The following is an 11,119-nucleotide window of genomic DNA, read 5'->3' on the forward strand; positions in this document are numbered from 1 at the left end:
CCCATCCCGTTATCACACTCGTCACCCCATCCGTCCGCACCTGCCCCCCTCCCGTCATCCCAGCGAAAGCCGGGATATCCCCGTGGGTCTCCTGCAGCCTGCCTAACCGGGATACCCCAGCTTTCGCTGGGGTGACGGACTTGGGAAGGGGAACAGAATCCAGCCTAGCCGCTTGCCTCATATCCGAACCGCGCTAGGCTCGCCCGCGATGAAGACCTCTCTCCTGGCGCTCGCCCTCCTCCTCCCCACCGCCGCTGTCGAAGCGCGCCAAGCCGCCCCCGCCCCGGCCAAAGACCAAGGTATGGTCAGCGCCGCCGACCCGCGCGCCGCAGCCGCCGGCGTCGAAATCCTCCGCGCCGGCGGCAGCGCCACCGACGCCGCGATCGCCACCATGCTCGCGCTCAATGTCGTCGAGCCGCAAAGCTCGGGCATCGGCGGCGGCAGCTTCTGGATCTCCCATGCGGCCGGCGGCGCACTCAGCACGATCGACGCGCGCGAAGAGGCGCCCGCCGCCGCCGACGCACGCTGGTTCTACGCCCCCGACGGCACGCCGCTGAGCCACAGCGACGCGGTCCCCGGCGGACGCAGCGTTGGCATCCCCGGCGCACTCCGCGGCATGGCGCTCGCGCACCGCGCCTCGGGCAAGCTCCCCTGGGCGCAACTGTTCGCCCCCGCGATCCGGCTCGCGACAAACGGTTTCCAGGCCTCACCCCGCCTCGTCAACGGGATGAAGGCGTATGGCGACCACATCACGCCCGAGACAAGGAAACTCTTCTCCACCCCCGACGGCTCGCCGGTCGCGATCGGTGCCACGATCAAGAATCCGGAGCAGGCCGCGCTCCTCCAGCGCATCGCCACGCGCGGTCCGGACAGCTTCTACGTCGGCCCCGAGGCGCAGAAGATCGTCACCGCAGTCAACACCGCAGCGCGCAATCCGTCGAAGATGACGCTCGGCGACCTCGCCAGCTACGACGCCAAGTCGCGCCCGCCGGTCTGCGTCAAATACCGCGTCTACCGCGTCTGCGGGATGGGCCCGCCCTCGTCCGGCGGCATCACCGTGCTGATGATCCTGAAGCAACTCGAACGCTTCGACATGGGCAAACTCGGCAAGGACAGCGCGCAAGCCTGGCACCTGTTCGCCGAGTCCTCGCGCCTCGCCTATGCCGACCGCGACCTGTACGTCGGCGATCCCGACTTCGTCCGCGTGCCGGTCCAAGGCATGCTCGACGCCAAGTATCTCGCCACGCGCTCGGCGCTGATCTCCCCCACCACCACGATGGCGACCGTCACTGCCGGCTCGCCCCCCGGCGCTCCCGCGCGCGTCCGCGCACCGGTCAGCGAAGTCCCCGGCACCACCGACATCGCGACGGTCGACGCACGTGGCAACGTCGTCGAGGTCACCACCACCGTCGAGGGCTATTTCGGATCGGGTCTCACCGTCGACGGCACCGTCCTCAACAACCAGCTCACCGACTTCGATATCGTCCCCGAGAAGAATGGCGCGCTGGTCGCCAACCGTGTCGAGGGCGGCAAGCGACCGCGCAGTTCGATGTCGCCGACCATCGTCTACGGCCCCGACGGCAAAGTCCGCCTCGCGGTCGGCGCGGCGGGCGGCTCGACGATCATCGCGCAGGTCGCGAAGGCGATCGTCGGCGTGGTCGACTGGAAGCTGTCCGCGCAGGATTCGATCGCGCTCGGCCTGCTCTACGCTCCCGGCCACGTCGCTGCTGCCGAAAAGGGCACCGAGCGCGAGGCGATGGTCCCCGCGTTGCAGGCGCTCGGCGAAACCGTCCAGGTCGCCGCGCTCGGCCTGAAAGCGAACGCGATCGAGCGCGTAGGCGGCAAATGGGTCGGTGCGGCCGACCCGCGCAGCGAGGGCGTCGCGATGAGCCAGGACGGCACCGTTACCCGGATTCAACGCGTCGGTGTCCTTCAGCGCGCGCCAGAATGACGCTGGGCAGGCACTCGCAGGCCCGCCTGAGCATCACATTGGGGTGACGGAGCGCGATACCGCGCGCTAAGAGCAGCCCATGACCATTCTTCTGACCGGCTCCAGTCGCGGTATCGGCGCGGCTATTCACACGGCGCTGACCGATGCGGGGGCCTCCGTTATCGGGCATGGGACCGCTAGCGGCATCCCGGCCGACTTCAGCGATCCCGAAGGGCCGACTGCGTTGTGGAACGCGGCGCTGGAGCAGGCTGGCGGCGCGATCGACGTCTTGATCAACAATGCGGGGGTGTTCGAGGCGGCACCGCTCGGCGATGACGACTGGACCGTGCAGTGGGAGCGGACGATGCGGATCAACCTCACCGCGTCGGCCGAGCTTTGCCGGTTGGCCGTGCTGCATTGGCAGGCTCGGGGTGTCGGCGGGCGGATAGTGAATATCGCGAGCCGGGCGGCGTATCGCGGGGATTCGCCGGCACATTGGCATTATGCCGCGTCGAAGGCGGGGATGGTGGCGATGACCAAGACGATCGCCCGGGGGTACGCTCGGGAGGGCATCCTCGCATTTGCGGTTTGTCCGGGGTTCACGATGACCGGGATGGCGGAGGACTATTTGGCGAGCCGGGGCGGCGATGCGTTGCTGGCGGACATTCCGCTCGGGCGGGTTGCTTCACCGGAAGAGATCGCGGCGGCGGCGAAGTTTCTCGCGCTGGAGGCGCCGGCTTCGATGACGGGGTCGGTAATCGATGTGAACGGGGCGAGCTATGTCCGATAGTTGGAAGCTGACGCTGCCCTGCACGCGGGCGGAGGCGGAGGCGATCGATGCGAGCGACGACCTGACGATCGACGGCGTGTTGATGACCACCGAGGAGATCGAGGACGACGTCGAGTCGTGGCGGCTCGATGCGTATTTCGAGCATGAGCCGGCGGCGGAGATCGTGGCGGCGGTGCGGGCGCTGGTGCCTAGCGCGGCGGGGGCCGAGATTGCGGTCGAGCGGTTGGGCGATGCGGACTGGGTGACGATGAGCCAGGCTGGGCTGGAGCCTTTGTCGGTCGGGCGGTTCTTTGTGCACACGGGTGCGCATGCGGGCGCGGTGCCGGCGGACAAGCGGGCGTTCCTGATCGAGGCGAGCCGGGCATTCGGGACGGGGCATCACGAGACGACCAGCGGGTGTCTGGCGATGCTCGACGGGTTGGCGGATGCTTCGTTTGCCAACGTGATCGATATCGGGACGGGGACGGGGTTGCTGGCGTTTGCGGCGGCGCATCTCTGGCCTGAAGCCAGGGTGATGGGGACGGATATCGATCCGGTCTCGATCGATGTGACGGCGGAGAATGCGGCGCTTAACGGGGTCGAGGGGATCGATCTGGTGGTGGCGGATGGTACGCTGGACGATGCGATCGTGGTTCGCGCGCCGTATGATCTGGTGATCGCGAACATTCTGGCGGGGCCGCTGGTGTCGATGGCGCCGGAGATTGCTTCGATTTCGGATGTGGGGGCGACGATTGTTCTTGCCGGGTTGCTGGAGACGCAGCGGGCTGGAGTCGTGGCGGCGTATGAGGCTTGCGGGTGTTCGCTCGAGGCGGTCGACCGGCGGGGGGATTGGAGTGTGCTTCGGTTGAAGGCTGGGGCGGATAGGTTCGTGGCGGAGGGGCCGTTCGATCCTAAGGGGCGCGATGGGTGGGCGTTGGATATTTGAGCCTACGGTAAAAGGTTGTTCCCCCGCGAAGGCGGGGGTCCAGTCTGGGCCCCCGCCTTCGCGGGGGAACAAGTTGGGAGGGTTGCGCTCACCCCATACCTAACACCACCCCGGCGTAGGCCGGGGCCCAATTGGGATAGCGGTGCGGTTCGATCTCGGAGGTTCGCCCAATTGGGCCCCGGCCTTCGCCGGGGTAGTGCTTCTGGTTTAGGTGCTTCTGGTTTAAGCGCTGAGTTTCGCGTTCGCGTAGTCCTGCGTGCCTTCGGTCAGCACCGCATCCCCCGGCTCGATCCGCGCGACGGGGATATCCGGGAGCGCCTTCAGCTCTTCGTACAGCGGCGCGAAGTCCGTCTCTACCGTCAGTCTCAACAACTCCTCGAAGCTCGGAATGACGAAGTAGTTCTGCTGGAAATCGTCGATCCGGTATTCGGTCCGCATCACTCGGGCGAGGTCTAGCGCGATGCGGTTGGGGCTAGGGTCGTCCAAGGCAAACCGCGTTTCCGCGTAGCTCGAGACGATCCCGGAGCCGTAGATGCGCAGGCCTTCGGGTTCCGCGATCAAGCCGAACTCGACCGTGTACCAGTAGAGTCTTCCGAGATATTTCAGCGCGTCTAGCCCCAGCGCGCGCTGGCCGCCGCGGCCGTAGGCGGCGAGGTAGTCGGCGAAGACCGGGTCGGCGAGCATCGGGACGTGGCCGAACACGTCGTGGAAGACGTCGGGTTCCTGCAGATAATCGAGCTGGTCGGGGCGGCGGATGAAGTTGCCCGCCACGAAGCGGCGATTGGCCATGTGGTCGAAGAACACGTCGTCGGGGACGAGGCCGGGCACCGCGACCACCGACCAGCCGGTGAGCTTGGTCAGGCGCTCGGACAGTTCCTCGAAATCGGGGATGCCGGGCTTCGAGAGCTTCAGGACATCGAGCCCGCGCAGCCAGGCGTTCGACGCGCGGCCGGGGAGCAGCTTCGACTGGCGCGCGAACAGCGTGTCCCAGGTCGCGTGATCCTCCGCGGTGTAGTCCGCCCAGTTCTGCGGGATCGTCCAGTCGGGCGCGCCTTCGGGCGGGGTGCTCAGTACGTGTGTGTCATTGGCCATGCGGCTGGTCTAGCATGACGGAATGAAGACGGAAACGCGTTGGGTTAAGTGGATTTTACGGGCGATCGCGACGGTGTTCGGGGTGGTTGCGAGCTATGCGGTGGCGGGGCTGGTCGGCGGGTCGATCCCGAGCAATCGCGATTGGCGGAGGCCCGCCGAGGGCGTGCATATCTTCGTCGAGAGCAACGGCGTGCATACCGGGATCATCGTGCCGAAGGTCGCGGCGGGGGTGGATTGGCGCGGGGTGGCGCGGGCGGAGGATCTGCGCGACCCGCGCTATGCCGCGTTCGATTATGTAGCGTTCGGGTGGGGGGAGAAGACGTTTTACCTGGAGACGCCGACCTGGGCTGACGTGAAGCTGCGAACCGTGGTTGCTTCGGCGATCGGGAGTGATCGGACGTTGATGCATGTCGATCATCTGCCGATGCCGCGTGCGGGGGACGGGGCTCGGGAGATCGTGGTGACGCCCGCGCAGTATCGGCGGTTGGCGGCGTATATCCGGGCGAGCTTTCGCGACGGGGGTACGCGGTATCGGGGGTATGCGGGGTATGATGCGTTTTATGAGGCTAACGGGCGGTATAGCGCGGTGCGGACGTGTAATGCGTGGACGGGGGATGCGCTTCGGTTTGCGGGGGTTCGGGTTGGTTGGTGGACGCCGTTTCCGGTTAGTGTGATGGGGTGGTTTTGAGGGCTGTCGCGAACCCCACAGCTTGTTCTCGCTTCCTTGTTCTCCCGCGAAGGCGGGAGTCCAGACTGGGCTCCCGCCTTCGCGGGAGAACAAGAAGCGGCGGGATGCGGCATCCCAAATCCCGAGGCCACCTCCCCGGCGGAGGCCGGGGTCCAATTGGGGAACGTTGCTGATTGAGCGCGGCGCGTAGTTACCTCCGTTCGCCCAATTGGGCCCCGGCCTTCGCCGGGGTGGTAGTGGAGGGGGAACGGGGTGGTCGTGGAGGGAGGACGGCGCGCTAGGCTGATCAATTCCCCGCGCGGTAGCCTTGGTATTGGCCGCATTCCGAGCGCCTCGGGTCGCGCTTGCAGCGCTTGGCGAGCTCCTTGCGCTGCTTGCCCTCTTCGGCTTCCTGCTTGCGCATCTTCTTGCCGTAGTTGCGGTCCGATTCTTCCTGGCTGGTCGTGGTCCAGTCGACCGCCTTGCCGGCGACCTGGAACGGCGCCTTCACGATCGACGTTGCGGTGCTGATGCAGCCACTGACGAGGAACGGCAGGACCGCGAGTACGGGGAGGACTTTACGCATTTACTTCACTCCTGCGCGGGACCGATCGCGCGCCTGGCTCCCGTATAGCGGAAAGTCGGTGAAGAAACCGTCGATACCTTGTGCAAGGCCGGCATCGATCTCGGCGGCGATGTCGCCGTGGGCGGCGGGGTCGGTGCCGCGGCGGAAGCGGGTCGGTTCGAAATAGTTTTCGGCGCGGTAGGTCCAGGGGTGGACGCGCAGGCCCGCCGCGTGCGCGTCGGCGACCAGCGTGGTGGGCGTTGCATCGGACCAGAGCATGCTCTTGTTCGGGCCGATGCCGTAGGCATAGGCGGCGACCGCCTTCAGGCCTTCGGGCGTGATCATCGCCTTGTAGCTCGGCTGTGCGCCGTCGGCGGGACCGCCCTCCCCGTCCATGAGCTGGATCAGGCGGACTTTCGTCATCTTGTGGAGGCGCTGGAGGTTGGCGACTTCGAACGACTGGATGAAGACGGGCGCCTTCGCCGAATCCCAGCCGGCCTCGCGCAGTTCGGCGACCAGCTTCGCGTCGGTCGGATGGCCGATCTTGGCGAAATAGGTGGGATGCTTGGTCTCGGGATAGATTCCGATCGTCCGGCCCGTTTCGGTCGTGCGGCGCTTGGCGAGCGCGATGATCTCGGCGAGCGTGGGAATTGCGAATTGGCCGTCATAGGCGGTGTTGGCCGGGCGGAGCTTGGGCAGACGCTCCTTTGCGCGCAGCGTCTTCAGTTCGGCGAGCGTGAAGTCCTCGACGAACCAGCCGGTCATCGTCTGGCCGTCGATCGTCTTGGTGGTTTTCCGGCTAGCGAACTCGGGATGATCGGCGACGTTGGTCGTTTCCGCGATGTTGTTCTCGTGGCGCGCGACGAGGACGTCGTCCTTGGTCGGGACGAGATCGGGCTCGATGAAGTCGGCGCCCTGGTCGATCGCGAGCGAATAGGCCGCTAGCGTATGCTCGGGCCGGAGCCCGCTCGCGCCACGATGCGCAATGACGATCGGGGGCGACAATCGGGGAGAAGCTGGCGTCATCGCCGCAGCTTGCCCGCTTGCCGCGACGAGCGCCAGCGCACCGATGTGTGAGAGCTTGTCGCAATAGGAAACGATCGGTCGCATCGGCGTTGAGTCCTCGAAATCCGTACATTCCCGGCACATTCAACCAGGGGCACCGCCATGCATTTCACGATCAATGGTCAATCATATGACGCCGAGCCCGATATTCGCACGTCGGTGCTCGATCTGTGCCGCGAGCATCTCGGGCTGACGGGCTCGAAGAAGGGTTGCGATCATGGCCAGTGCGGCGCGTGCACGGTGTTGATCAACGGGCGCCGGGTCAATTCCTGCCTGACGCTCGCGGTGATGCACCAGGACGACGAGATCACGACGATCGAGGGTATCGGCCAGCCGGGCAACCTGCACGCGCTACAGGATGCGTTCGTGCGGCATGACGGCTATCAGTGCGGATACTGCACGCCGGGGCAGATCTGTTCGGCGGTCGGCATGCTCGACGAGGTCAAGAAGGGCTGGGCCAGCCATGCGTCGGGCGACCTGACCGATCCGAAGTTCGACGATGCCGAGATTTCGGAGCGGATGAGCGGCAACCTGTGCCGCTGCGCCGCGTACCCGAACATCGTCGATGCGATCCGCGAAGTCGGTGGTGCCGAGCCCGCAGGCCGGACCGCGGACGAGAAGGATGCCGCGATGGAAGCCAATGCGCGCGGGGAGCTGGTGGCATGAAGACCTTCACGTACGAGAAGCCCGCTACGCCCGAGGCGGCGGTCAAGGACATCGATACGGTTGGTGCGAAGTTCATCGCGGGCGGCACCAACCTGCTCGATTTGATGAAGTTGCAGGTCGAGACGCCGGACAAGCTGGTCGACATCTCAAGACTCGATCTCGCGAAGATCGAGGAGCGCGAGGATGGCGGGCTGACGATCGGTGCGCTGGTGCCGAACAGCGATCTCGCCGGCGACCGCCGCGTCGTCGCGAAGTACGAGGTGCTGAGCCGCGCATTGCTCGCCGGTGCCTCGGGGCAGTTGCGCAACAAGGCGTCGACCGGGGGCAATCTGCTTCAGCGGACGCGGTGCTATTATTTCTATGACACGGCCGCGGCGTGCAACAAGCGCGAGCCGGGCAGCGGCTGTTCGGCGATCGGCGGCTTCAACCGCATCCTCGCCGTGCTGGGGACGAGCGAGCATTGCATCGCGACTCACCCGAGCGACATGGCGGTGGCGATGCGGGCGCTCGATGCGACGATCGTGACGCTGAAGGCGGACGGCGATCGTCGGCGGATCTCGATCCACGACTTTTATCGTCTGCCGGGCGATACGCCGCAGATCGAGAATGCGCTCGAAGCGGGTGAACTGATTACGCACATCGAGCTGCCGGCGCCGGTCAAGGGCAAGCAGGAATACCGCAAGGTGCGCGATCGTGCATCGTATGCGTTCGCGCTCGTCTCGGTGGCGGCGATCGTCGACGTGCAGGACGGCGTGATTGCGTCGGCCTCGCTCGCGTTCGGCGGGCTCGGCCCGATGCCTTGGCGCAACCCGGCGGTCGAGGCGGCTCTGGTCGGCAAGGCGCCGTCCGATGCCGTGTTCGAGGCGGCGGCCACCGCGCTGCTGGCCGACGCCAAGGGCTACGGCTCGAACGACTTCAAGATCCCCCTCGCCCGTCGCACGCTGATCGCGACGCTGCGCAACGTCACGGGAGCATAAGCATGTTTGGTCTTGGCACTACGAACAGCCTGACGATGGACAAGCCGCATCCGGACAGTCTTCTGGATACGGGCGTCCAGGGCGTCATCGGCAAGCCGCTCGACCGGATCGACGGACCGCTGAAGGTCACCGGTACGGCGACCTATGCCGCGGAATACCAGTTCGCCAACATGGCGTATGGCGTGCTGGTCGGCACGAAGATTTCGGCGGGCAAGGTCGTTTCGATCGACGTCGACGCGGTGAAGGCGATCTCCGGCGTGATCGACGTCGTCACCGATTTCGACCAGTTCATCCGCGTCTCGGCGCAGGGCGGCGCGACCGACGCACCGACACAGGGCGTGAAGGACATCGCGTTCTTCGGTCAGATCGTCGCGATCGTGCTCGCCGAGAGCTTCGAGGTCGCGCGCGATGCGGCGGCGCGCTTGCCGATCGAGTATGACGAGGCCGAGGGTCAGTACGACTTCGCTGCGCACCGCGACGAGACGCGGACGCCGCCGGACGACGCGACCCCCGCGCATTTCAAGCAAGGCGACGTCGACAAGGCGATGGCCGAGGCGGCGGTGACGATCGAGTCGACCTATGTCACGCCGAGCCAGAATTCGGCGGCGATGGAGCCGCATGCCTCGACCGCGGTATGGGAAGAGGACGGTTCGCTGTCGCTGTACGGCGCCTACCAGATGCCGACCTCGGATGCGCAGCAGCTGGCGAAGTCGCTGGGGCTGTCCGAGAAGAAGGTGCGGATCATCGCGCGCTATATCGGCGGCGGGTTCGGCTCGAAGCTCGGCATCGCACCCGAAAGCGTCGCGGCGGCGATCGCGGCGAAGCAGCTCGGCCGTCCGGTCAAGGCGGTGATGTCGCGGCCGCAAGTGTTCGAGGCGACGGTGCGGCGGTCTAATACCGAGCAGCATGTGCGGCTCGCGGCCGACGCCGATGGCAAGTTGCTGGCGATCGGTCACGAGACGCTGACCTCGAACCAGCCGACCGAGGATTATTTCGAGCCGGCCGGGATCGGCACGCATCTGCTGTACGGCGGTGAGAACCGGTTGATCACGCATGAGGTGGTCGATGTGAACTTCGTGCTGTCGGGCTCGATGCGCGCGCCGGGCGAGGCTGTCGGGATGCTCGCGCTGGAGGGCGCGATGGACGAGCTGGCCGAGAAGCTCGAGATGGATCCGATCGAGCTGCGCAAGCGCAACGATCCGAAGGTCGACCCTGAGAAGGACGTGCCCTATTCGTCGCGCAACCTGACGCGTGCGCTCGACGAGGGTGCGAAGAAGTTCGGCTGGGACAAGCGCCAGAAGGCCGGCACGCGCCGCGAGGGCGAGTGGCTGATCGGCATGGGCGTCGCCTCGGCGGTGCGCGGCAACATGATGATGGAATCGTCCGCCAAGGTCGAGATCCACCCGGACGGCTCGGCGACGGTGTCGTCGGCGATGACCGACATCGGCACGGGTAGCTATACGATCCTGGCGCAGATCGCGTCGGAGATCCTGGGGATCCCGGTCGAGAACATCACGATGTCACTGGGTGATACCAACGATCCTCCCGCGGCGGGTTCGGGCGGTTCGTGGGGTGCGGCGTCTTCGGGTACTGCCGTGTATCTGGCGTGCGAGATGCTGCGCGGGAAGCTGGCCAAGGCGGCGGGCGTCGACGAGGACGGGCTGACTCTGAAGGACGGCAAGGCGATCGGTGACAACCGCTCGACGCCGATCGGCGAGCTGGTCGGCAAGGGTCTCGAGGCTACCGGGCATATCAAGCCGGGCAAGCAGGAGAAGGAGACGACGCAGGCCGGGTTCGGTGCGCATTTCGCCGAGGTCGCGGTCAACGTGGTCACCGGCGAGACGCGGGTGCGGCGGATGCTCGGGTCGTTCGCGGCGGGGCGCGTGCTCAATGCGAAGACCGCGCGGTCGCAGTGCCTTGGCGGGATGACGTTCGGGATCGGCGCGGCGCTGACCGAGGATTTGATTCACGATACGCGGACCGGCAAGCTGGTGAACCACGATCTGGCGGAATATCACGTGCCGGCCAATGCGGACATTCCGCAGATGGACGTCCACTTCGTCGACGAGCGCGACATCCATGCGAACCCGATCCACGCGAAGGGGATCGGCGAGCTGGGGATCTCAGGCGCGGGTGCTGCGGTGGCGAACGCGGTGTATAATGCGACGGGAATCCGGGTGCGGGAGTTCCCGATTACGCTGGACAAGCTGCTGGATCAGTTGCCCGCTGTTTGAGGGCTGACGATACCATACACAGGTACCACCCCGGCGAAGGCCGGGGCCCAGTTGAGGGACGAAGATAACGAAGGATCGTCCTTCGTTATCAAGATCTTTCCAACTGGGCCCCGGCCTTCGTCGGGGTGGCGGCAAGGGTTGAGGTGAGCCAAGCTCCAACCCTCGTCAAACGCCCCTGCCCTACCCATATCCTTCCCTCCACCCGAGG

General features: G+C 66.2%; 10 protein-coding genes. 7 read left to right on the forward strand and 3 right to left on the reverse strand.

All coding sequences use genetic code 11. The features are described from left to right. The first annotated feature begins 208 nt into the window (after positions 1-208). The 3 genes from ggt to C8J40_RS09815 all read left to right on the forward strand — a co-directional run bounded on the left by ggt (position 209) and on the right by C8J40_RS09815 (position 3,645). On the forward strand, positions 209-1,951 hold the full coding sequence (gene ggt / locus C8J40_RS09805; RefSeq protein WP_132896859.1) for a gamma-glutamyltransferase: 1,743 nt from the start codon (positions 209-211) through the stop codon (positions 1,949-1,951). Between the two features lie 79 nt (positions 1,952-2,030). Further along, entirely contained in the window at positions 2,031-2,720 is a 690-nt protein-coding gene (locus tag C8J40_RS09810) for an SDR family oxidoreductase (RefSeq protein WP_132896860.1), read from the forward strand. Further along, positions 2,710-3,645: a 50S ribosomal protein L11 methyltransferase gene (locus C8J40_RS09815; protein ID WP_132896861.1), complete on the forward strand. Its 936-nt coding sequence runs from the start codon at positions 2,710-2,712 to the stop codon at positions 3,643-3,645. Before C8J40_RS09810 ends, C8J40_RS09815 begins: the two co-directional genes overlap by 11 nt. Positions 3,646-3,867: 222 nt before the next feature. Here C8J40_RS09815 and phhA read toward each other — a convergent pair whose 3' ends face one another. Further along, complete coding sequence (phhA, locus tag C8J40_RS09820; protein ID WP_132896862.1) at positions 3,868-4,737, reverse strand: phenylalanine 4-monooxygenase; 870 nt, start codon at positions 4,735-4,737, stop codon at positions 3,868-3,870. 22 nt (positions 4,738-4,759) lie between these two features. Between phhA and C8J40_RS09825 the strand changes: the two genes are divergently transcribed. Further along, positions 4,760-5,425 (forward strand): TIGR02117 family protein, encoded by a 666-nt coding sequence (locus C8J40_RS09825; protein ID WP_132896863.1) that lies wholly within the window; start codon positions 4,760-4,762, stop codon positions 5,423-5,425. Positions 5,426-5,711: 286 nt separating this feature from the next. Here C8J40_RS09825 and C8J40_RS09830 read toward each other — a convergent pair whose 3' ends face one another. Together C8J40_RS09830 and C8J40_RS09835 are read right to left on the reverse strand one after the other, a co-directional pair. Beyond that, positions 5,712-5,990: a hypothetical protein gene (locus C8J40_RS09830; protein ID WP_132896864.1), complete on the reverse strand. Its 279-nt coding sequence runs from the start codon at positions 5,988-5,990 to the stop codon at positions 5,712-5,714. After that, positions 5,991-6,995, reverse strand: a complete 1,005-nt coding sequence (locus C8J40_RS09835) for a glycerophosphodiester phosphodiesterase (protein ID WP_132896992.1) — start codon at positions 6,993-6,995, stop codon at positions 5,991-5,993. A 141-nt stretch (positions 6,996-7,136) separates the two neighbouring features. Here C8J40_RS09835 and C8J40_RS09840 point away from each other — a divergent pair, with 141 nt between their 5' ends. From C8J40_RS09840 to C8J40_RS09850, 3 genes are read left to right on the forward strand one after another with little or no spacing between them, the layout of a single operon-like run. Continuing rightward, entirely contained in the window at positions 7,137-7,700 is a 564-nt protein-coding gene (locus C8J40_RS09840; protein WP_082441359.1) for a 2Fe-2S iron-sulfur cluster-binding protein, read from the forward strand. Further along, positions 7,697-8,677: a xanthine dehydrogenase family protein subunit M gene (locus tag C8J40_RS09845; protein ID WP_132896865.1), complete on the forward strand. Its 981-nt coding sequence runs from the start codon at positions 7,697-7,699 to the stop codon at positions 8,675-8,677. The genes C8J40_RS09840 and C8J40_RS09845 overlap by 4 nt, the downstream gene beginning before the upstream one ends. Before the next feature lie 2 nt (positions 8,678-8,679). Beyond that, positions 8,680-10,911 (forward strand): xanthine dehydrogenase family protein molybdopterin-binding subunit, encoded by a 2,232-nt coding sequence (locus C8J40_RS09850; RefSeq protein WP_132896866.1) that lies wholly within the window; start codon positions 8,680-8,682, stop codon positions 10,909-10,911. Positions 10,912-11,119: the final 208 nt, after the last annotated feature.

It is taken from the genome of Sphingomonas sp. PP-CC-3A-396 (genome assembly GCF_004343105.1).
GTDB lineage: Bacteria > Pseudomonadota > Alphaproteobacteria > Sphingomonadales > Sphingomonadaceae > Sphingomonas.